This is a genomic window from Pannus brasiliensis CCIBt3594 (genome assembly GCF_036688125.1).
Classification (GTDB): Bacteria; Cyanobacteriota; Cyanobacteriia; order Cyanobacteriales; family Microcystaceae; genus Pannus; species Pannus brasiliensis.
On sequence record NZ_JBAFSM010000005.1, the window covers coordinates 42,575 to 64,877 of the forward strand.

The following is a 22,303-nucleotide window of genomic DNA, read 5'->3' on the forward strand; positions in this document are numbered from 1 at the left end:
ATTAGATTTTATTAATAAAGCGTTCCGGATTAAAAATCCGATTCGGATCGAACTTGTTTTTGAGGGTTTTCATCAGATCGATCGAGTTCCCCGTATAGCCCCAGGGTTCGATCGATTCCTTCACCGACTTCGGCGCGCTTAAAAGGGAGAGATAGCCCTGATTTTCGCCCGTCATACCCCGAATTCTCGCGATATCCGCGCCCGCGGGAAGGATCAGTTTACCGACACCGCTACCGATATTAATCGAACCGATACCATCGATTCCGGGGACGATCGCGCCGAACGCGCTCGGTAGTATTCCTATTTTGCAGAAGTTCGCGTCCTTGTCGCCGGGATGATCCATCGTGTTTCGGTATCGTTGCCATAGATCGCGTTCTTCCCCGTCTCGATAGTAATCGATCGAACAGTCTAATTGTCCGGCGAGAGCGGCGATCTGTTTCCCCTGTTCGGCGATACTTTCGGGGATACTCTCGAAGCGTAGCAGTAATCCGATTTTCTCGATCGAGGTTAACGCTTTCACCATTTTCTCGGTAAGAATTTCGGCGATGGTAGGAGTTAACGCCGATTGACGGATAATATAGCTCAATTTCGCGATACTTTCCCCGCTTCCCGTGATTAGTAACGTTTCCGAGTCCGAAATCATCGGGAACAGTCGCAGGGTAACTTCGGAAATAATCCCTAATGTGCCGAAAGAGCCGGTAAATAGCTTCATCATGTCGTATCCCGCCACGTTCTTCACCACGCGCCCGCCAGCTTTCGCGATCGCCCCATCGTGACGGACGAAGGAAAATCCCAAAATCAGATCCCGGACTCCCCCGTAACGCTGTCGCCACCCTCCCGCGTCCGCGGTAGCCACGAGTCCGCCGATCGTGGTTCGATCGAGGTAACTAGGATCTACCGGTAAAAATTGACGACTAGGAGCTAAAAAAGCCTGTAAATCGGCGAGAGTCATTCCCGCTTCCACGGTAATTACTAAATCCCCTACCGCGTGTTCGATCGCTCGGTTTAGCTGTCCCGTACACACGACGATCCGCGGGGAATTCACGGGATTTCCCCAATCTAGTTTACTCCCCGCGCCGCGAATCAGGAGCGGCCAGCGATTTTCGTTCGCGATGCGGACGATTTCGGCTAAAGTTTCGCTATTGTCGGGAAAAACGAGACAATCGGGGGGATTCCCGGTGATGGCGTTTTCGATATTCTCTCGATCGCTTTCCCCGACTTGTTCCCACGGGATAACCTTCGTGTCCGCGGGCAAAATAGAGGCGAGATGGGAGGCGATCGAACTGGTCATTGCAATCGGTGATGGAGGGTCTGTTACTCAGGGTACTGTACTTTGGCGGGCGATCGATCGGCGGATTCCTTTCTTCGTAACCGACTTTATCACCGCTAATTCGTGCGATAATGATTAATCTCGTGCATCGGTCTTAACGCTAATCATAATGAGTGTCAATTGGACGAACCGTCGCGCCGGGCGATTAAGCGCGTTACCCCCCTACGTTTTCGCGCGACTGGATGAACTGAAAGCCCTCGCGCGCGCGGAAGGATTAGATTTAATCGATTTGGGGATGGGAAACCCCGACGGATTCGCGCCGCGTCCGGTGATCGAGGCGGCGATTGAAGCCTTTGAAACGCCCCAATTTCACGGTTATCCGCCCTTCGAGGGAACCGCCAGTTTTCGCGAATCGATCGCCAAGTGGTATCATCGCTCCTACGGGGTGACACTCAACCCCGATAACGAGGCGTTACCGCTCCTAGGCTCGAAAGAAGGACTCTCTCACCTCGCCCTCGCGTATATAGATCCCGGTGACGTGGTTTTAGTCCCGAGTCCCGCGTATCCCGCCCATTTTCGCGGGCCGTTAATTGCCGGCGCGACGCTGTACCCGATTCTTCTCAAAGCCGAACAGGACTGGATCATCGATCTCTCCAGTATTCCCGAAGACGTGGCGCGACGGGCGAAAATCCTCTATTTCAACTATCCGAGCAATCCTACCGCCGCGGTCGCTCCTAGAGAATTTTTCGAGGACGTGGTGAAATGGGCGCGACATTACGATGTCATGTTGGTTCACGATCTCTGCTACGCGGAATTAAGTTTCGACGGCTATCAACCCACCAGTTTATTAGAGATCGAGGGCGCGAAAGATATTAGTGTCGAGTTCCACACCCTTTCTAAAACCTACAATATGGCGGGGTGGCGCGTCGGTTTCGTGGTGGGAAATTCGGATATTATTCAGGGACTGCGAACCCTGAAAACGAATCTCGATTACGGCATTTTCTCGGTAATTCAAAAAGCGGCGGAAACCGCCCTACAATTGCCCGACGAGTACGTGAAAGCCGTTCAAGATCGTTACCGGCAACGTCGGGACTTTCTGATCGCGGGATTGGCGGAATTGGGATGGAATGTTCCCCCGTCGAAAGCGACGATGTATCTCTGGGTTCCCTGTTCCGTGGGCATGACTTCCACGGATTTCGCGCTCTCCGTATTGCAGAAAACCGGGGTGGTGGTGACACCGGGGAACGCGTTCGGCGAGGGGGGCGAGGGTTACGTTAGAGTGAGTTTAATCGCCGATCTCGATCGCCTGGGTGAAGCCCTACGACGCTTGAAAGACGCGGGAATTCGCTATCAGTAGATGATTCATCCCTAAAAACAGTCAGAATAGAGTTAAAACTCTCGATCTCGTAAAAACTGGTAAAATACGAGATCGAGATAAATTGATATAGAATAAAGGTCGTTCAAGAAGAGCTACAGGGGTGAATTCGCGCTACAGACAGGAAAGTCGATCGATTTATAACAACGCGATTTCCGACTATGACAGGTACTATTTTGATGAAAAAACAGGTGGGTTCGTTCTCATTCATGAGAATCATAATATTAACGATTCCGAACGCTTTATTGCCGAAGTATTCGCTAGACTGGGGAATCGGGTAACATTACTCGATGAACGAGCCGAATCTGGTGTTAAAACCCCTGATGCGGACATAAATGGCGATATTTGGGAGTTTAAAGAATTGAGTCCCGATGCCGTGAGTATTAAAAATACGATTCAAAGAGGAGTTGCCAGTGGAAAAAAAAGTGCCCCGAATGTCGCCTATTATATTAATCATAATCGTGCCGATATTCGAGATATTAATCGAGGTATCACTAGAGCGTTAGTTTGGGATACCGATGAATATTTACAAAAACTGGCTTTAGTTTTTAATGATGGTAGTTTACAGCTACTAAGTAGGGAGGAATTGGATAATGGAGAGTGTTTTCGAGAGTTTTAAAGAAAGGATTGAAGTCGGCATTAAAAATAACATTCCCGTGGAGTCGAGATTGATTATTCTCGGAGAGATTATCTATGGGGCGGAACGACAAGATTTAACGCCGAAAGAAGCGAGAGAACTGGAAAATCTCTTGAACTTAAGCGAGCTATTGCAAAATTATCAAAGCCTAAGAGAACAAGCGATTTTCGGCGAATTAATCCCGCGATAAGCTTTACTGCATCCTCCAGATGACTGAAACATCGGTCGCGTTCCCACCCGATTTATCCACCACTTACCGGGGGAATTAATACCACCTCGTCGCCGTTTTCTAACCGGGTCTCTCCCCCGACAAACTGGAGATTTACCCCGAAACGCGTTACCTCCCGCCATCGCGCTAATTCTGGATGTCGATCGATCAGATGATCCAGAATCCCGCTTACCGGAGTCCCCGCGGGAAAGGATAAAACTAACTCCGAGGTTTTACAGGTTTCTTGATAGATCGCGAATAGTTTGACGGTAATCTCGATCGTTTCCATAGACAATACATCGCGTTTTTATTAGGACAATAACACCAACTGGGAACCCCGATCGCTTTTCCGAACCTCGATACGGTGTTGAAAAGCCTCCTTAAACTGCGGTATATGGGTTACGGTGAGAATACAGGCGAAATCCGGCGCGATGGCGTTGATCGCGGCGATCAGGCGATCGCATCCTTCCGCGTCCTGGGTTCCGAATCCTTCATCGACAATGAGCATTTGTAGGGCCGTTCCCGCTCTCTGTGCCAATAATCTCGCTAAAGCTAACCGGATCGAGAAATTAATTCGGAAAGCTTCCCCTCCCGAATAGGTTTCGTAAGGACGCGATCCCCGCGCGTCGGAAATGATAATGTCTAGCGTGTCGATTAACTTCTGCTGGCGTTTTTTCGTGCCTTTTCCCGCTTTTTGGGTGACGAATTGAACGTGAAATTGATTTCCCGTCAAACGGGCGAGAATTTGATTGGTTTGCGCTTCCAATTGCGGTAGGACATTCTCGATCATCAGCGTTTGTAAACCGTTTTTTCCAAAAGCCTTGGCGAGTTCCACGTAAACGCGGTACTGTCGGCGAACACGGGCTAATTGCTCTTGATTCTCCCGATAATCGCTCTCCATCGCTTCTAATCTCGCGATCCCTTCTTCTATCCGTCCTTTTTGGAATACGAACTCGTCGTGTTGTCGCTGTCGATTCTCGATACCCGCGGAGACAATCGCGATTTCCTGCCGGTAATCGGTGAGACTCGCTAACTGTCGCTGTAATGCCTCGATTTCCCCGCGGGTTTTCTCCCTGTCTTCCTCCCGAAGTTCGATTCTCCGTTGAACTTCCTCGATTCTGGCTTGAATTTCGGGATAGGAGCGTTCGGCTTGCTGTAAATCCTGATACTGTACCCGCACTCCCTCTAACTCCCGGAGAAGGTTCTGGATATCCTGATGACGGGATCGATCGTACCCCAATTCTTGAATCGATCGCTCTAACCGTTGGATCTCCTGTTGTAAGGGCGATCGCTCCAACAATTCCCGCTTTTCCCGTTCTAATCGCTCTAATTTTTCCGTTAACTTCGGTTTTTCTAGATTTAAGTTCGCCAGACGGGTGTTCGCGCTTTTAATCTCCGCCTGTTTAATTTCCGCCCAGCGCCACCGTTTTTCTTCCCCGCGAACGAGCGCGTGAGTCTGTTCATCGTATTGTAAACCCGCGATCTCCCGATCGACCAGTCGCGATTCCGCCTGTAAATCGAGCGCGTAATGTCCGGTGTCTAACCGCGATTGTAACTCCGAGATCGAGCGCTCGATCTCCTCTAACTCGATTTCCCGATCCTCGCTGGCTTCTAATCTCGCCTCTAACTGCCCGTATTTCTGCTGTAAGAGCGGCTGTTCCTGCAATTCTTGTTTCAATCGCTTGTATTCTTGCCGTAGCGGTACGACATCGCGATCGATCGCCGCCAATTGTTCCTGGATCTCCCAGATCTGTTCCTGAAGTAATTGCTGTTGTCGGTTGGTTTTCTCGATCACCTGATGCCGGTGATGACTGTCGAGATCCTGTTCGCAGAGGGGACAAACCGAGTCGGGAACGTTTAAACGGCTCAATTTATCGGACAATTCCGTGATTTGTTCCTCGTGTAATAGCTGTTTCTCGCTTAAGCTCTGTTTCGCTCCCTTGCTGGCGTTGCCTTTCTCCTCGACGCGTTTGTAATAAACCTGTTTTTTCTCCAACTCTTGCAGTTGTGCCGCTACCCGTAGGGCTTGGTCGCGTAATGCCGGCACTCGATCGAGTTCTTCCTGTAATCCCTCCCGTCTTTGCTGTAATTGCTCGATTTTCGCCACTAAAGACGCTCTCGCTCTCTCGATGTCCAGATTGAGCGTGGTACGTCGCGCGAGTAGGGGGGTGACTTGCAGGTATAACTCCTCCAACCGCACTAACCGTTGACGCTGGATATTTAACTGTTCCAGTCCCGCGTTGACATTCGCCGATTGCGCGAGAATTTGCCCGATTTCCTTTTCCTGTTGCCCTAGAGACTCTAATCTCGCCGAGGTTTTCTGAATTTCTAGGGTAAATTCGTTTTCCTGACGCTGTAACTGCCGCTCGATCTGCTGTTTGTTCAACTGCGCCGTCTGGAGTTCCTGAAACTTGCTTGACAGCAGTTCGTTTTCATGCTGTAGCTGGAGGAGTCGATCGTGGGAGGTAACGATCTCGTCTTTGCGGGCGATCGTGGTGGCGAGTTGGGTTAACTGTCTCTCCAGTCCCGATCGCTCTCGGGAGAGTCGATCGAGATCTTCGGAAATCGATCGAACCTGATTTTCCTGCCAATCGAGTCGATCCTGCCACGTTTTCCGCTGGTATTGTTCCCCCTCTAGCCGTTGTAATCGCGCTCGATCGAGTTCCTGTTCCGAGTTAATCCGGTTGATTTCCGCCTCTAATTCCTGTAATCTTCGCTCTAACTCGCCTCTTTCCTCTAAACCCCGCTCGATCGGTTCGAGACTTCTTTCTAACTGTTGCATCTGTCCCTCGAACTGTTTCGAGAGATCTTTCGCCTTGATCGCGAGGGTTTCGTAGCGATCGAGTTGCAAGAGTTCGGCGAGAATCTGCTTCCGTCCGCTCGGATTCTGCTTCATAAACTCGTCCGCCTGTCCCTGTCGGAGATAGGCGGAATTGACGAAGGTACGGTAATCGAGTTTCAGACAGCGATCGATCTGCTCTTGGGTATCCTTGATCCGTTTTCCCGTGAGAGAGAGAAATTTATCGCCATTTTTAACCTGAAAATCCAGAGAAACCGCTTTCCCGCCCCGTTGCCGCCCGCGGATCACCCGGTAAGTCTGTTCCCCGTAGTGGAACTGAAAATCGACGCGAACGTGATCGGTTCCCGCGTGGATCACGTCATCCTCGCTCGCGGCGCGACTTTCGCCCCAGATCGCCCAAGACATCGCCTCCAGTAGAGAGGATTTCCCCGCGCCATTCGCCCCACAGATACACGCGGTATGCAATCCCCGAAAATCCAGTGTCGCCTCTCGATAGCTGAAGAAGTTTTGCAGGGTGAGTTGTAACGGGATCATCGCGCGATAGGGAGGGGGGAGGTGGGGAAGGTAGGGGAGGTGAGGGAGTTTTTGGGGAAAAGGGGAAGGGGAAAAGGCTACCTTTGATTCTTTCCCCTTTCCCCTTTCCTCCCGCCTCCTGCCTTTTTCCTATAATAGTACAGAATTATTTATTAAAGAGAAAAAGGGAAAATCACCTCGATCGGGGCGGGAAGCATCGCGCCGCGGGAGTCGAGGATCTGTACTAATACTAAATAGGCGACGGCGATGGCGATCGAGATCGCCCCGGTGATAATCGCGACAATTTTTCCGGTATTCATACCAACCTCTGTAAAAATTCGTTTTAGAAGCTAATAATCCTGAAAAATTCGGATTTTCAGGAAATCGATCGGGAGTCGATCGACAGATTATCTCTTGTTAATCTAATTAGTTCCCTCCTGACTCCTGACTCCTGACTCCTGACTCCCGCCCCCTATTTCGTGACGATCTCGGCGGCCGCGGCGGGGACGGGAACCGCTTCGAGATCGACGGTGACGGAGAGTTGTTCGGGATAGGAGGAAAATTCGGGGAGAATTTCATTGGTGAAGGCTTCGGCGGCTTTCGATCGATAGCGGCTGGGATTGATGATCACCGATAAGGTGCGGCGAATTTCCACGTCTTTAATCCGCGTCGCGTGGAGGACTCCCATCTGTAACTCCTTCTCGATCGCCGTCACCGAGACGAACGCCGCTCCCAATCCCGATTGTACGGCGTTTTTAATCGCCTCGATCGAGTTGAGTTCCATTTCTACCTTGAGACGTTTGGTGTCGATATCGCATCGGCTGAGGACTTTATCGATCACCTTGCGGATCGTCGATTGGGAGTCGAGGGTAATAAATTTGAGACGGTAGAGATCTTCCTTCTGGATCGTCTCCACTTTCGCCAGCGGGTGAAAAACGGGCAGAACGAGCGCTAATTCATCGTCCGCGTAGGGAATCACCCGTAAGGTTTCCTGTAACTCCGCGGGAACCTCGCCGCCGATTATGGCTAGATCTACCTGTCCGTTGGCCACTCCCCAGGAGGTGCGTCGGGTAGAATGTACCTGTAACTGTACGGAGACTTCCGGGTATTTCTGACGGAAGAGACCGATCATCCTCGGTAGGAGATAGGTTCCGGTGGTTTGCGACGCGCCGACGATCAGGGTTCCTCCCTGAAGGTTCTGGAGATCCTCGATCGCCCGGCAGGTTTCCTGACAGAGAGTGATAATTTTCTCGCCGTAACTCAACAGTAAATAGCCGGCTTCCGTTAATTGGGCTTTTCTCCCCCCCCGATCGAATAGCGGAACGTTCAGTTGTTTCTCTAGATTCTGTACCTGTAAACTCACGGCGGGCTGGGAGACGTACAGTGTGTCCGCCGCCCGTTTAAAACTTCCCTCGGCGGCGATCGCCTTGAGGATTCTCAATTGGTCTAAGGTGAAAGGAATATCGGTCATAGAAGCCCCAAGATGAGGAAACGCGCGACGAGGACGGCAATTTTAGGATAAATCTTGAGCGAACGTATCTAGCGTATCTAGCGTATAGAGATACTGACATGACAGTAGCACAACGCGGGGATCAATTTTTCACCGACTCGCGGCCGGGGTTTCGGGGGGTCTAAGCGATCTCGCCCGATCGATTTGTTCGCGTTCTCTGTCCGTCAACGGGATCGTCTATCGCCGGTTATCGTCGCGGATAAAGTGGATAAAATCGAGAATCGCGCCGCGACGATCCGATAAATTTTTCGAGAGAGAGAAACGATTCGGTACGCGATCGTCGTCCGCGCCCGGTTATTAATAACATTTCTCAGGAAAAGGCAGTACAGGAACCGATCGCCGGAAACCCGTTAACTCGTTCCTTATCCAATGCCGAACCGCTTCGAGTTCGAGAGGCGATCGAACCCCGCTCAAGACTCGACTAACGTGACACTGGAGGACTTGATCACCGCGTACACGGTTTGTTTGACCCGTAAACCGAGTTGTTCGGCGGAAGCGGTGGTGATGACGGAAGCGATCTCCACGCCGGGCGCGAGGGCGATCGATACCTCCGTGTCTACCGGCCCCATGATGATGCGCCGGATCTGACCCTTGAGGACGTTACGGGCGCTGAGTCGCATCGCTTTGAGATCGGCATCTCCTTTCAAAAGTTGCACCCGCGCGGGTTTCGGGGGAAACGCGATCGGACTATCGGGGGACGGCGCGTTTCCCAAAGATCGCACCAGTTCCCGGAGGATTTCCGTTTTCGTCCTTCCGGCTTGCTGGCAGTATTCCTCTAAAAGTTTTCTCTCTTCCTCGGTAGATTGAAAGGTGATCCATCCCTGCTCTTTTCTGGGCATTGTCCCTGACCAATAAAATTGGTAATCCTAGATCAAGACTATTCTAGTCCCTATTCACGCTCTCGTCTTCCGTCGGAGAATACCAAAATTCCCGGTATTCCGTCGGGGATAACGCGCCCGATCGCTTACGAATCCGTTTCCCGTCCCCGTTCTTTACCAACTTAATTTCGATGGCGAGAGAGGGGCGATCGCTATACCTACTATGTTCCCGGGACTCTCGCGCTCTCGATCGCCCGAAATCCATAAAAGCCAGTATTTTCAAGAGAGGTATCGCTCGGGGAATCACGCCATACCAGTTAAGTTGGTATCCTGCATCATCGGATACAGATTTCGGAAGGGGAAATCCGTTTTGATAGGGGGTATGGGCCGAACTAGCCAACCTCACCCCGATCGAATGAAAAGACGACATTTCCTCACCTTCCTCGTCGCGATCGCCGTTAGCCTACTTCTTTCCACGGGTCTGAAACTCTTCAACCCGCCGATGGCGATCGCGCGAACGAACACCACCCTACTCGTCTCCGCCGCCGCGAGCCTCAAGGACGCGCTTCAAGAAATCAATCCGGGATTCGAGCGGGCGAACCCGAATATCAAAGTCAACTACAATTTCGGCGCGTCGGGAGCCTTGCAACAGCAGATCGAGCAGGGTGCGCCCGCCGATATCTTCCTCTCCGCCGCCACCCGACAGATGGACAATCTGGCGCGAAGTAACCTGATTCTCCCGAACACCCGCCGGAATTTGCTGACGAACCGACTGGTTCTCGTCGTTCCGAGAGATTCTACCCTGAAAATCGACAGTTTTCGCGATCTGACGAATCCGAATATTCAAAAAATTTCCGCGGGCGAACCCCGGAGCGTACCCGCCGGCCAGTATAGCGAGGAAGTTTTCAAAAATCTCGGGATTCTGGAACGGATTCGATCGAAACTCGTTTTCGCGAACTCGGTTCGTAACGTTCTCGCCGCCGTAGAAACCGGTAACGCCGACGCGGGCATCGTTTACACCACCGACGCGAAGATCTCCGATCGGGTAAAAGCGATCGCCACCGCGCCCGAAAATCTCCACTCGCCGATCGTCTACCCGATGGCCGTGGTCGCGACGAGTAAAAACCAGGCCGCGGCCCGATCGTATCTGAGCTATCTAACCAAAGCTCCCGCGAGAGCCATTTTCGAGAAATTCGGCTTCGGAATCGCTAAGTAGGGTGGATTAGCGAAGCGTAATCCACCGAGGAGCGGGAGGTACAAGAAAAGGATCGAGGTGAAAGTCCCAAAAGTAGCCTTTTCCCTTTTCCCCTTCCCCTTTTCCCGAAAAAATCCCCCACCTCCCCATCTCCCCACTTCCTCGATCGATGCAAGACCTTTCCCCGCTCTGGATCTCGCTGAAAACCGCCCTGATCGCGGTCATCGTCATCTTTTTCCTCGGAATCGCGGCCGCTTACTGGATGTTGGGTTATCGCGGTCGGTGGCGATCGGCGATCGAGGGAATTTTCGTCGCTCCCCTAATCCTTCCCCCCACCGTCGTCGGATTTCTCTTACTCCTACTGTTCGGACGCAACGGCCCGATCGGACAGTTGTTACAATTCCTGAGCGTCCGCGTCGTTTTCACCTGGTACGCGGCCGTGATTACCGCCACGGTAGTCGCCTTTCCCCTGATGTACCGCACCACGCTCGGCGCTTTCGAGCAGGTCGATCCCAACCTCTTACAGGTGGCCCGCACCCTCGGCGCGACGGAAAGAAAGATCTTCTGGCGGATACTTTTACCGTTATCGCTTCCCGGAGTGTTGGCCGGGTTAACCCTCGCCTTCGCCCGCGCTCTCGGGGAATTCGGCGCGACGTTAATGCTCGCGGGCAATATCCCCGGACAGACGCAGACGATCCCGATGGCCATCTATTTCGCGGTCGAGGGGGGCGCGATGAATGAGGCTTGGCTCTGGGTGCTGATTATTATGCTGATCTCGCTGTCCGGGATTATCGCCGTGAATGTCTGGCAGGGACAACGCCGGAAACAACTCGGGCAGAGGGGCGCGGGAACGATCGAGCCGATCGAGACCGACGATCCGATCGCTCCCTGGGAGGGACGCGATTTCGCCGTTTTGCAGTCTCAAACTCTCCACGAGGGCGCGGCGGGCTTACTCGCCGATATCGAGCGGCATTTACCCGGATTCTCTTTAAATGTGGCGTTCACTTCTTACAATCAACCCCTCGGACTGTTGGGAGCTTCCGGGTCGGGGAAAAGTATGATCCTGCGATCGATCGCCGGGGTGGAAACGCCCTCGAAAGGTCGGATCGCTCTCAACGGGCGGGTATTATTCGACTCGGAAAAAGGCATCAACCTCCCCGCGCGCGATCGTCGGATCGGTTTCGTGGTGCAGAATTACGCGCTCTTCCCCCATCTCACGGTCGCGGAGAATATCGCCTTCGGTCTGTCGAAAAAACTCGACCCGAAAATCATCCGACAGAGAGTGGCGGCGCAGTTGGAACTGGTGCAGTTACCCGGCATGGAAAACCGTTACCCCCATCAATTATCGGGGGGGCAACAACAACGGGTAGCGATCGCGCGGGCCCTCGCCGGTCGTCCGGAAGCGCTGTTACTCGACGAGCCTTTTTCCGCGCTCGACACGCATCTACGGGGACAGTTAGAGCGGCAGATGGTGAAAACCCTCGCCAACTACGACGGGATAACGATTTTCGTCACCCACAACCTGGACGAAGCCTACCGGATCTGCGATAACCTGATCGTTATGGAAAAGGGACGGGCGATCGCCAACGGTTCTAAAGTGGGGATTTTCGAGAGACCCGATAGTGTCGCGCTCGCGAGGATCACCGGCTGTAAGAATTTTTCCCGCGCTCGGGCGATCGCCGGCCGCGAGTTCGAGGCGATCGACTGGGAGGTTACCCTACAAAGTGTCGGGGAACTTCCCGGAAATTTCGCCTACACGGGAATCCGCGCCCATCAAATCCGGTTCGGCAACGATCCGACGAAACCGAATACGTTTCCCTGCTGGGTGGCGAATACTCTCGAAGCGCCCCATCGCGTGACCCTCTATCTCAAACTGAATCAGCCTTCCGGTGACGAGAGAGATTTTCATCTACAGGCGGAGCTTTATAAGGAGAGATGGCGAGAGATTAAGGATAAACCTTTTCCGTGGTTCGTCACGCTAGATCCGCCCCGGTTACTGTTATTGGAATGAGCGTTCGATTCCCCGGTTTCTCGAATCCTCGGTTCGGGTTAAGAATTTGACGCGCCACGCGCTATACCCCTTTACCTCTTGCTGAAAACTCTCAAATTTGTACCCGATCTACAGGCGAAAGTCTGTCAGCGAACGCCGGTTCTCGATTTTGGCTAAATTCTTCGATCTCTTTCTAAATCAAAAATCGCTTTCTCGTAACACCAGGCTAAATTTTTGTCAGGATATTTTTCTTGTAGATTATCGATCAATCTTTTTTCGATTCGGGTATCGTTTCCGACCATTTTTAATAATTGTTTTTGCAAGGCACGAGGGATTTCGTCCGGGGAGTTGTCGCCAGAGCGGGAAGGATTTCGATCGATCGTTTTTTTATCGATCGATACGATCGGGCGATCGGGTTCCGAGCTTTTTCGAGAGGTGGACGTTGTTCTCCTTCGAGGAGGGGACGATTTTCGTTCCTGTTGCCGATCTCGGGTTTCCATCAGCCACCAGAAACCGTAAGCCGCTCCGGCGATAAATAGCAGGAGTAGAGAGAGGAGAACGATGCCTAATCAATCAATTACCATAAACAGAAAATCGGGATTGTAAAATAATTTTACGGCCGACCCGATCGGCAATCCGTGATTTTCATCACCGTGATAAAATTGAAAACAAAAACCTTGTATTACCGCCTCACTCTCGACTTCCGCCAACTGGAAAACGGCACGATCGCCCTCGGTGCCGAACAACAACATTATTTAAAAAAAGTTCTCCGGTTGAAAACGAACGATCGATTTATCGCGCTCGACGGCCGGGGACAGTCCTGGTTAGCGGAAATCCTCGACAACCGCGCGCGTCTCCTCGAACCGATCGCCGGCTCGAACGAACTCCCGGTTCCCGTTACCCTGATGGTCGCGATCCCGAAAAACGGATTCGAGGATATTGTCCGTGGTTCCACGGAGTTAGGAGTCACCCGGATCGTTCCCCTGCTCACCCGTCGCGGGCTAGTCACCCCGAGCGCGGGAAAACTCGATCGCTGGCGGAAAATCGCTACCGAAGCCGTGGAACAATCGGAGCGCCAGATCGTTCCGACGATCGAGGAACCGCGCCCGTTTTTAGAAACTTTAGAAATTGTTGAAAATCGATCGAAACCACAGACAAGTTCTTATATTTGTGTTACCCGTAAGAAAGTCGATTCCCTTGTCTCCCGACTTCCCGACCGAAAACCGGCGGAAATCACCCTCGCCATCGGCCCGGAAGGCGGTTGGACCGACGGGGAAATCGATCGGGCGATCGCCGCTAATTTCACGGCCGTGTCTTTGGGAAAACGCGTGTTGCGAACGATCACCGCTCCCCTAGTCGCTCTCTCCCTGATCAACGCTTATCTAGAAGGCTAACACCCGATCATGATTAAAGAAGTCGCCGAGGCGATCGATCGCCAGGACTACCAGACCGCCGATCGACTGATCCGAGAACTCCAGAACGTCGAAACCGATAATCCCTGGCTGAAATTTTACGCGGCCCGTTTGAACGAAGTATCGGGAGAACTGGCGATCGCGGCCCGCGAGTACCGCGAACTCCTCCGATTAACCACCAACCCGAAATTAATCGCCAGTATCCGACAGGGAATCGGCCGGATCGAACTCATCGAACAAACCGAGATCCGAGAACAAAAACAGCAGAGACAGAGCGCCCTCGAACAAGCGAAGGCCGCTCCCGAAAACCAAGAGCTCGGCGTTTTAATCCTCGAACCGATCCCGAGCGAGCAGAAGCAGGCCGCCGCCAAAGAATTCGGTAGGATCATGGGACTCGATCCCTACACCGCGCGCTTACAGTTACCGAGTCGGGCGTGGCGTTTGTATCGTGTCGGCCCGCTGGGGGAACTCCAGGTCTACGTGAACGACTTCCGGGCGGCCGGAATTCCCTGTTTCTGCGCTCCCGTGGCGGCGATCGGGCGGCCGGAGGTGTATCTCGCCCTTCATTTCGAGAACGCGGACGAGCGGGCCAGCATCGTCTACGAACCCGTGCCGGGTAGCGAGGCACTCTTCTCCTTCGATTGGTCGGACGCGAGCGCGATCGTCGAGGGATTACTGCCCATTTTCGGCGAGTGCGTGGACGTGGACGCGCGACGGAAACAGATCCGCAAGATCGGCGTTCTCGATTACGCGCGGGTCATCGATCTCCATCTCCCGTCGCGAAACGCCATCGTCCGGATCTGCGATCGCCATTACAATTTTCAACGGGGCCACGCGTTTGCCGGCCGGCCCGCGGCCGGCGAGGCACAGACCACCAACCGCGACAACTGGAATCAACTCGATCGCTACCTGAAACAGAAACTTCCCGGGATTCCCGTCCGGTCGGACTTCCAACCCTTCGCGGAAACCACCGTCGATTTTTACCCGCTCCTGAAAGCGATCGATCCCCGTCTGGATCTGTTACGAATAGAAGAGACCTACTGGGATACGGCCTTTCAACTGTATAGCGGTCTGATCTTTCTAGAAAAATCCCCCCCACCCGCGTTACCATGACCTCCACTACCTACCCGCGTTCGCTTTTTGAGGATTGGTTCCAACCTTCCCCGAACCAAGACAGCGATCTCCTGCGCCAGATCGGTTTCCTGCCGGGGGTGAAAGAATTGTTGACGGCCCGGCAGGTTCACGCGCTCGAACACGCGACCGTCTGGGTCTTGAGCGAGATGGCCGCGGCCCGCGGGTCCGGCCCGGAAAGCCAACCGGATAACGAGGCCCTCGGGGGACTGTCCACCGATCGGGGATTCTACCTGTACGGTCAGGTCGATGTAAACGATCTGCGACGCGCCGTTTACCGCGCGCTGGAACGTCTCCGGAACGGCGAGTGGGATCTCGCGGTCCACCCCCGTTGCGGTACGAATCTATCGGTCACGCTGATGGTCACGGCGGGTTTGGTACTGGGAACCCACCTGCTCCTTCCCCGGGGCCCGATCTCCCAACTACTCGGCCTCGGTTTGGCGACCTCTACCGCCTTTCAAGTCGCCCCCGACCTGGGGATGTCGGCCCAGAAGTATCTGACGACCGCCATTCCCTTTAATCTAGAGATCGTGAGCGTTTCGCCGAAGAACGATGTCTGGGGTCGATCGGCCCATTTCGTGCGGGTGGCCTGGCGGGACTCGCAATAAAACGTAAAGTTAACCCCCTTCCCCCCGGCTCGCTCGGATTGTAACCTTTATAGGTAAATCCTTTAAAAATCAACACCTATGGCTGCAATCGAACGTGGAGCGAAAGTTAGAATCAAACGGAAAGACTCGTTCTGGTACGGGGACGTGGGAACCGTTGCCAGCGTTGACAAGAGCGGGATTCTCTATCCCGTCATCGTCCGCTTCGACACCGTGAACTACAACGGTTTCAGTGGTAGCGCGGGCGGGGTCAACACGAACAACTTCGCCGAAAGAGAACTCGAAGTCGTGCAAGCGGCTCCCGCCAAGAAATAAAGCGGCCCGGATAGTTGCTTTCACGCTAAGATAAAATACTCATTTCCTTGTTTTTTCATGCCGGAACTGCCCGAGGTAGAAACGGTTCGCCGGGGGTTAAATCAAACGACCCTAGGGCGAAAAATCACGGGTGGAGAGGTGTTCCTACCGCGGACCCTCGCCCACCCTTTTTCTTCGGACGCGTTCGATCGAGGCATCGCCGGGAGTTCGATCGAGACCTGGAACCGTCGCGGCAAATATCTCCTCGCGTCCCTCGATAACGGCAGTACCCTCGGTGTCCATCTCCGCATGACCGGACAACTGCTCTGGGTCGATACCGATAGTCCTCTCGCCGTCCATACCCGTATCCGCTTCCGATTCGAGGGAGAAAATGAACTCCGCTTCGTCGATACCCGCACTTTCGGGAAAATCTGGTGGATTCCCGCGGGAGAACCGCCGGAAAGCGTGATGACCGCGCTACAGACCCTCGGACTCGAACCCCTCTCGGATACCTTCACCCCCGACTATTTTTACCGGAAATCCCGCGGCAGTCGCCGTAATATTAAGACTTTCCTCCTCGATCAAACCGTCATCGCCGGTATCGGCAATATTTACGCCGATGAAGCGTTATTTAAGAGCGGCATCGATCCCCGAACCCTCGCGAACGAGCTAACGGAAGAACAAACGAAAGACTTGACAAACGCGATTATTTATGTATTGACCGAATCGATCGAGCGGGGCGGTACATCCTTCCGCGACTTCCGACATGTCACCGGGATTAACGGCAACTACGGCGCGGCCGCGTGGGTGTACGGTCGATCGGGCGAGAACTGCCGCGTCTGCGGGACGGGCATCGAGCGGGTGAAACTCGGCGGGCGATCGACCCATTTCTGTCCGAGTTGTCAGAGGAGGTAGGAGTCAGGAGGCAGGAGGCAGGAGGAAGATTATGATCGCGAAAAATATCAAAAAAAACTATTTATCGTGTATAATCTTAATTTCTGAAGTTTTTAGACCTTCCAAAACGAATCGCGCTTCGAGGTCTCCTGTTATCTACTGGAAGGAATGTCCAGGTTGGGAACGTAACGACGGATGAACTCGGCGATCGAGCGATCGAGACCCGCCGAGGAAGCGCGGGTGATCAGGAAACATTTAAATTGTTGTCCCTCGCTGAGATAGGCGGTGTAAGCGGCTTGTAGCAAAGGACGGAATTGTCGATCGTCGCGCAGGTGAATTTGGAAAAAGGCAAGCGAGAGCGCGTTCGCGTAGGTATCGATCAGGTAGGGAGAGGGTAGGGTGAGATCGATCGCCGACTCGATCGTCTGCGTTAAACCCGCGTCCAGCACCGAGAAATCGACGTGGGCCTGTCCCTCGATCATCAGGAGATATTTATCCTCGCTACTGAGCCAGGGAAACGATCGTACCTGCTCGAAAATCGCCGGGGTCGCGGGATCGTAGGTTCCAGCCGCCAGAATCACGGGAATTTTAATTTCCGCCAGCCCTTTCGGCCCGAAAATACTACTATTGACCGGATTGGCGGCGAAAACCGCTTTCACCCGCGGGTCGCGAAAATCGTAGTCTTTCCTCGGTAGGTTGAGAGCCTGGCACTGAAGGAGACGCGAGATATTCACGTAGCCGAATTCCCGACTACACTCGCTCTGTAGGTAGTCGAAATCGATCCGGGCGCCGGCCACCGCGAGCGCGGCGTAACCGCCGAAGGAATGTCCGCCGACTCCCACGTTGTTTAGATCTAAACGTCCCCCGTATTCGGCGGCGTTGCGTCGTTCCAGTTCATCGATCGTGTAGCGGAGATCGAGGGGGCGATCGATAAATTCGCTCCGGTCAAAAACCTCCCGCGAGAGACCGGCCAGTAGATTCTGCACTTGAATCGTGTCGCTCCCCGGATGTTGGGGCATCACCACCACGTAGCCGTAACTCGCCCAATATTCCGCCTGTCGCGCGAAATCTTCCGGACGCGAGGCCAGACCGTGAGAGAAAACGATCACCGGGATTTTTCCCGCGCCGAACGATTTCGGTTGGAAAATCAGCGCGTAAAATTGACGGTTCCGACTCTTATCCGTCAATATCCAGCGTTTTTCTTCTACAGCATAGGGGCCGGGCTGACGGAGATCGGGTAACGGGGAAAAATCGATCGCCCCGGCTCGTTCGGCCTCGATTGTCGATAGATGCGCCACTTCCGCGGTGAAATACTCCGTCGCTTTCAAAACCAGTTCGATCTGTCTCGCTAACAGGAGCGCCTGTTGCACGTCCACCTGCATATTCGTGGGGAGATTTTGCAGGAAACTCAACAGGGTCAGGCCGCCGGGAGCGAGCGCCCCTTTAATCAGCGCGGAACGGAGGGCGAATTTCCCGTTACTACCGCCTTGAATCGTCACCAAGCCTCCCATACGGTTTAGAATCGACTCGCCCATCTCGGTGTTGAAAAAGCGGGACAGAAGTACGGGAGAGAGCGGCGCGCTTTTCGTTAACGCTTCCCGGAATTCTGCCTGTTGCGCCGGGGTGGTATTCCGGAGATACTGTCGGAGATTCCCGTCGATCGTGCCGTTTTTGGCGAAAACTTCTAGGGAACTCACCTTGACCGATCGACCGAAGGGGCCGAGGAAAAAGAGAATTTCGTTCGCCGCGGTCACGGGAGCGATCGCTACCATAAGGGAGAGAAAACCCAGTACCAGCGATCGCCGGCCGCGCCGGGTTAACTTATTAACGGGGTTTTTAGGCAATTTCATCGGTTTTCTCTCCCGCGCTCTTCAGTAGTCTCTACATTGTACCCCTCACGGGGGGAGGTGAGCGGAAGGAATCGAGCGACCGCCCTCGTCCGGCACCGCGCCGCTTACTATAATCGAAAACGTTACCTTTACGGTTGACCTTAACCTTTTCTCAAGTTATCCCCGATGCTCCCCCCGAAAACCCGCTCCTTGAAACAAGAGTCCCAGGACTGGCTCAAAATCTTATTTTGTTGGCGGGGTTCCGTGATCCCGGCGATTTTGCCACAGGTCGCGATCTGCGCTCTTTTTAGTTTATTTATCTCGTTGATCGACGTGAGAGGTTTTAATCTCGGCTTACCGCTCGCCGGGGGGATCGTGCCGAGTATCGTTCTCGGTTTGTTGTTGGTTTTCCGGACGAATACCGCTTACGAGCGCTTCTGGGAGGGACGGAAAATCTGGGGGGCGATCGTTAACACGAGTCGGAATCTGGCCCGATCGATCTGGGTATCGATCGAGGAACGCAATAGCGAGGATACCGGGGAAAAAATCGCCGCTTTACGGCTCTTGATCGCGTTCGCGGTCGCCATGAAACTGCACCTGCGATCGGAGCCGGTCAGTCCCGAACTCGCCCGTTTACTGGAGGGCGATCGATACGAGAAATTGAAAGAAATGAACAATCCCCCGCTAGAAATCGCTTTCTGGCTCGGCGATTACTTACAACGCCAACAGGACACCGATCGCGTGAATTCCTATCAATTAGTGGCGATGTTTAAATTATTAGATATTCTCGTGGATTCCCTGGGAGCTTGCGAGCGAATTCTGAAAACACCCATCCCTCTCGCTTACGCCATTCACTTGAAACAACTTTTATTTATTTACTGTTTGACGTTACCCTTTCAAGTGGTCAACGAGTTAAAGTTATGGACGGCATTTTTCGTGAGTTTAGTCAGTTTTACCGTTTTCGGTATCGAGGCGATCGGCATCGAGATCGAGAATCCTTTCGGTCACGATCGCAATGATTTACCGTTAGATAAAATCTGCGAGACAATGGAGAGAAATATCGAGGATCTGATCTCCCTATCCCCGAGCGCGAACCGTTGGAAGTAAGGGAGATGGGGAGGTGAGGGAGTTTTTGGGGGAAAAGGGGAAGGGGAAAAGGGAAAAGACTATTTTTAAGCCCTTCACCTTTACTCTTTACCCCTGCCTCCTGACTCCTGCCTCCTACACCCTACACCACTCACGAACACGACAATGGAAACGATTACTTTCGAGATGGCGATCGAGCGATCGAGCGAATTACTGAACGAAGTAGACAATCTCGACCCCGCGACGGTACAACGGGAAATCACCGAACTGGTGGCCACGCAAAACGGGGCTAGAGGTTTTTTCGTCATCTATCTACCGAGCGATATTCCCTTCGCCGACGCGCCGACCCCGGAGACGATCGAGGCGTTAAAAACCTCTCCCGAGATCGTCGGCGAGTTGTTGGTGAAAAATCTGGCCATGTCCACCGCGATGGGCGTTTTCCACCGACGGAACGCGGACGAAGAAACGGCGCGGGGTTCCGATCGGGTGCGCGAGAGAACCGCCGCCTTGATCGAATCCCTAAAATCTCCCGAGATCGGCGAAAAATTGCAACGATTGCGGGAAACCCTGGAAACGGGTTCGGGAGAGTACGAGCGATTCCTCGATCGCTGGGGATACGACCGCGAACAGCGACAGGCGATCGCCGAGATCACCCGCTCGGTTCTCGCTCTTCGATAGCCACCTGATTCCGTCCCCGTTCCTTGGCCAGAAAGAGGGCGCGATCGGCGCTTCCCAGTAAATCCTTCGGGTGGCGATCGGGGGTGGGAATCTCGGTCGCGACCCCTAAACTCATCGTCACCCAAGGGGATACGTCGGAAGAGCGATGGGGGATCTGTAAATTTTCGATCGACCGGCGGATCGCCAGGGCCACTTGACGGGCGCCCGCGATGTCCGTATTCGGGAGAATCACGGCGAACTCTTCCCCCCCGCAACGGGCCACGAGATCGGCGGGACGGTGAACGGAATTCCGCAAGGCCCGGGCGACCGCTTTGAGACAATCATCCCCGTATAAATGACCGTAGGTATCGTTATAGCGTTTGAAATAGTCGATATCACCGAGAATCAACGAGAGAGGTTGGCGATCGCGCGTTAATCTCTGCCATTCCCGCGTGAACCGCTCGTCAAAACAGCGACGGTTCGCCACTCCCGTCAACCCGTCGAGATTGGCCAGACGGTGTAGACGGTCGTTGAGACGGTATAACTCCCGGTTCATCTGACCGACCGCGGCCCGGGAACGTTGTAATTCCTCCTCGGCGCGTTTTCGATCGGTCACGTCCGTTTGAATGCCGATGAAATAGATCGCCCGACCGTTTTCATCGAGAATCGGCGATAGAGAGATCTCGTTCCAAAATAGGGTTCCGTCCTTGCGATAATTCCGCAGGGTGATCCGGCAGGCCTGTCCCGACTCGATCGACCGCCGCAGATGGTCTAACTCCGACTGATCCCGATCGCTTCCCTGCAAAAAACGACAATTTTTCCCGACCACCTCCTCGAAAGAGTAACCGGTCATTTTTTCAAAGCCGGGGTTCACGTAGACGACCGGGCGATCGGGATGGGTCGCGTCGGTGATCACCACCCCGTTATGAATCGTCGAGATGGCCACGCTTAGGAGTTCTAGAAATTCCTGGGAATTTTCGCCCGATCGATTCGCTAACTCGGCTAGGTGCGAGCTTTGCCGTAACTCCCGGACTTCTTGGCGAAGTTGTTGCCGTTCTCGCTGTAATTTTAGCTGATAGCTTACTTTCAGGCGTGATTCTTCTAAATCATAGGGTTTGATCAGATAATCATTTCCCCCGACCTCTAAAGCTTTCACCCGCGCCATCCTATCCCCGGCATCTAATAGAAAAATTAACGGGATCTCCGAGGTGGCCGGTTTTTCCCGTAACTGTTGGCAGAGACGATAACCGTCCAGACGGGGGAGATTCGCGTCGGTCAGAACGAGATCGGGTTTCCGCGTATGGATAGCGGTCAGCGCCATCTCTCCATCGAACACTTGTCGCGTCGTGTGGCCCTGCTGTCGGAGAAAATTCGAGAGTAGAGACATTTCGGACGAGTTACCGTCCGCGATTAGAATATCGGCTTTCATAAGGGAATCAATCATCGGTCAGAGTGAACGCCCTACCCGCGAGGTTTTCCCGGCCGAAGTTTCTCTCGTCGTCATCCCCCGATTCGGGGTCGAGAAGTCCGGTCGGGGTTCGGGAACCGGTTTTCGAGTATCCGATGTTTTTTCCCGGCGCGAGTCGCGGTGGATAGGGTGTGTCGGGTAGGTCATCGGAATCGATCGCCGACGGGCGCGTTAACCACCTTTTCCTCTACAATACCCGTCTCTGGAGGAATAATTAACGCGCCATCTCCTATCTCGAAATGTCGCGGGGGAGACTCGCGATCGGCCCCCGAAAATAGCGTTTTATCGACCGATCGAGCGATCGACCCCCGAAAACCCCGAACCTCCCCGATTCCCGGCCGGAAAATATGTTGTACCATATTTAACCATAAGACTCATACGCTTAGGAAAACGCAACATCTGAGGTTTTTATCATGCCCTATACGACTGAAGAAGGTGGACGCTTGAATAATTTCGCCGTCGAGCCGAAAGTGTATCAAGCCGATCCCCCTACCAAGTCCCAACAACGCAACTACATTATCTTGGGAGTCGTCGCGTTCTTTCTGATCGCCGGATTGCTCGCGGTCGCTGTCTACGCTTCTAAAGTAGGCTAGGACGGGAGTGGGGTGTGG

Annotated in this window: 23 protein-coding genes; 13 read left to right on the forward strand and 10 right to left on the reverse strand. The window is 53.6% G+C overall.

The features are described 5' to 3' along the window. Window position 1: 1 nt before the first annotated feature. Complete coding sequence (locus V0288_RS03990; RefSeq protein WP_332863731.1) at window positions 2-1,291, reverse strand: FAD-binding oxidoreductase; 1,290 nt, start codon at window positions 1,289-1,291, stop codon at window positions 2-4. Between the two features lie 148 nt (window positions 1,292-1,439). Here V0288_RS03990 and V0288_RS03995 point away from each other — a divergent pair, with 148 nt between their 5' ends. The 3 genes from V0288_RS03995 (at window position 1,440) to V0288_RS04005 (ending at window position 3,472) form a co-directional block, all read left to right on the forward strand. After that, entirely contained in the window at window positions 1,440-2,627 is a 1,188-nt protein-coding gene (locus V0288_RS03995) for an aspartate aminotransferase (RefSeq protein ID WP_332863732.1), read from the forward strand. 121 nt (window positions 2,628-2,748) lie between these two features. Further along, a complete protein-coding gene (locus V0288_RS04000; protein WP_332863733.1) occupies window positions 2,749-3,264 on the forward strand; it encodes a CdiA C-terminal domain-containing protein in 516 nt (171 codons plus the stop codon). Next, entirely contained in the window at window positions 3,239-3,472 is a 234-nt protein-coding gene (locus tag V0288_RS04005; RefSeq protein WP_332863734.1) for a hypothetical protein, read from the forward strand. The genes V0288_RS04000 and V0288_RS04005 overlap by 26 nt, the downstream gene beginning before the upstream one ends. A gap of 52 nt (window positions 3,473-3,524) precedes the next feature. Here V0288_RS04005 and V0288_RS04010 read toward each other — a convergent pair whose 3' ends face one another. From V0288_RS04010 to V0288_RS04035, 6 genes are all read right to left on the reverse strand, one after another. Then, window positions 3,525-3,779: a MoaD/ThiS family protein gene (locus V0288_RS04010; protein WP_332863735.1), complete on the reverse strand. Its 255-nt coding sequence runs from the start codon at window positions 3,777-3,779 to the stop codon at window positions 3,525-3,527. A 21-nt stretch (window positions 3,780-3,800) separates the two neighbouring features. Further along, window positions 3,801-6,824, reverse strand: a complete 3,024-nt coding sequence (gene sbcC / locus V0288_RS04015) for an exonuclease subunit SbcC (RefSeq protein WP_332863736.1) — start codon at window positions 6,822-6,824, stop codon at window positions 3,801-3,803. Window positions 6,825-6,976: 152 nt separating this feature from the next. Further along, complete coding sequence (locus tag V0288_RS04020) at window positions 6,977-7,123, reverse strand: hypothetical protein (RefSeq protein WP_332863737.1); 147 nt, start codon at window positions 7,121-7,123, stop codon at window positions 6,977-6,979. A 152-nt stretch (window positions 7,124-7,275) separates the two neighbouring features. Then, complete coding sequence (locus V0288_RS04025) at window positions 7,276-8,274, reverse strand: LysR family transcriptional regulator (protein ID WP_332863738.1); 999 nt, start codon at window positions 8,272-8,274, stop codon at window positions 7,276-7,278. Window positions 8,275-8,723: 449 nt separating this feature from the next. Then, on the reverse strand, window positions 8,724-9,152 hold the full coding sequence (locus V0288_RS04030) for a TOBE domain-containing protein (RefSeq protein ID WP_332863739.1): 429 nt from the start codon (window positions 9,150-9,152) through the stop codon (window positions 8,724-8,726). A 43-nt stretch (window positions 9,153-9,195) separates the two neighbouring features. Further along, window positions 9,196-9,561, reverse strand: a complete 366-nt coding sequence (locus V0288_RS04035; protein ID WP_332863740.1) for a hypothetical protein — start codon at window positions 9,559-9,561, stop codon at window positions 9,196-9,198. Between V0288_RS04035 and modA the strand changes: the two genes are divergently transcribed. The 7 genes from modA to V0288_RS04070 all read left to right on the forward strand — a co-directional run bounded on the left by modA (window position 9,547) and on the right by V0288_RS04070 (window position 16,673). After that, window positions 9,547-10,347 (forward strand): molybdate ABC transporter substrate-binding protein, encoded by an 801-nt coding sequence (modA, locus tag V0288_RS04040; RefSeq protein ID WP_332863741.1) that lies wholly within the window; start codon window positions 9,547-9,549, stop codon window positions 10,345-10,347. The genes V0288_RS04035 and modA overlap by 15 nt on opposite strands. A gap of 148 nt (window positions 10,348-10,495) precedes the next feature. After that, complete coding sequence (gene modB / locus V0288_RS04045) at window positions 10,496-12,337, forward strand: molybdate ABC transporter permease subunit (RefSeq protein ID WP_332863742.1); 1,842 nt, start codon at window positions 10,496-10,498, stop codon at window positions 12,335-12,337. A gap of 656 nt (window positions 12,338-12,993) precedes the next feature. Continuing rightward, window positions 12,994-13,710, forward strand: a complete 717-nt coding sequence (locus V0288_RS04050; protein WP_422661892.1) for a 16S rRNA (uracil(1498)-N(3))-methyltransferase — start codon at window positions 12,994-12,996, stop codon at window positions 13,708-13,710. A gap of 9 nt (window positions 13,711-13,719) precedes the next feature. After that, window positions 13,720-14,841 carry a hypothetical protein gene (locus V0288_RS04055; RefSeq protein ID WP_332863744.1) on the forward strand — a complete coding sequence of 374 codons (1,122 nt, stop codon included), beginning with the start codon at window positions 13,720-13,722 and terminating at the stop codon, window positions 14,839-14,841. After that, a complete protein-coding gene (locus tag V0288_RS04060; protein ID WP_332863745.1) occupies window positions 14,838-15,467 on the forward strand; it encodes a DUF6391 domain-containing protein in 630 nt (209 codons plus the stop codon). Before V0288_RS04055 ends, V0288_RS04060 begins: the two co-directional genes overlap by 4 nt. Window positions 15,468-15,545: 78 nt before the next feature. Next, the gene (locus V0288_RS04065) at window positions 15,546-15,779 is read left to right on the forward strand and encodes a photosystem I reaction center subunit IV (protein WP_332863746.1); all 234 of its coding nucleotides are present in this window, start codon (window positions 15,546-15,548) and stop codon (window positions 15,777-15,779) included. Between the two features lie 57 nt (window positions 15,780-15,836). Beyond that, on the forward strand, window positions 15,837-16,673 hold the full coding sequence (locus tag V0288_RS04070) for a DNA-formamidopyrimidine glycosylase (protein WP_332863747.1): 837 nt from the start codon (window positions 15,837-15,839) through the stop codon (window positions 16,671-16,673). A gap of 131 nt (window positions 16,674-16,804) precedes the next feature. On the opposite strand, the gene V0288_RS04075 is transcribed toward V0288_RS04070, so the two are convergent. Further along, window positions 16,805-18,502, reverse strand: coding sequence for an alpha/beta hydrolase (locus tag V0288_RS04075; protein ID WP_332863748.1), 1,698 nt, complete (start codon window positions 18,500-18,502; stop codon window positions 16,805-16,807). A 189-nt stretch (window positions 18,503-18,691) separates the two neighbouring features. On the opposite strand from V0288_RS04075, the gene V0288_RS04080 reads away from it, so the two are divergent. Beyond that, window positions 18,692-19,588 carry a bestrophin family protein gene (locus V0288_RS04080; protein ID WP_332863749.1) on the forward strand — a complete coding sequence of 299 codons (897 nt, stop codon included), beginning with the start codon at window positions 18,692-18,694 and terminating at the stop codon, window positions 19,586-19,588. A 144-nt stretch (window positions 19,589-19,732) separates the two neighbouring features. Continuing rightward, entirely contained in the window at window positions 19,733-20,245 is a 513-nt protein-coding gene (locus tag V0288_RS04085; RefSeq protein ID WP_332863750.1) for a hypothetical protein, read from the forward strand. Here V0288_RS04085 and V0288_RS04090 read toward each other — a convergent pair. Next, complete coding sequence (locus V0288_RS04090; protein WP_332863751.1) at window positions 20,217-21,668, reverse strand: GGDEF domain-containing response regulator; 1,452 nt, start codon at window positions 21,666-21,668, stop codon at window positions 20,217-20,219. The two genes, V0288_RS04085 and V0288_RS04090, sit on opposite strands and share 29 nt — an antisense overlap. 167 nt (window positions 21,669-21,835) lie before the next feature. Beyond that, window positions 21,836-22,051, reverse strand: a complete 216-nt coding sequence (locus V0288_RS04095) for a hypothetical protein (protein WP_332863752.1) — start codon at window positions 22,049-22,051, stop codon at window positions 21,836-21,838. A gap of 54 nt (window positions 22,052-22,105) precedes the next feature. Here V0288_RS04095 and psb34 point away from each other — a divergent pair, with 54 nt between their 5' ends. Further along, a complete protein-coding gene (psb34, locus tag V0288_RS04100) occupies window positions 22,106-22,285 on the forward strand; it encodes a photosystem II assembly protein Psb34 (protein ID WP_332863753.1) in 180 nt (59 codons plus the stop codon). The last annotated feature ends 18 nt before the right edge of the window (window positions 22,286-22,303 follow it).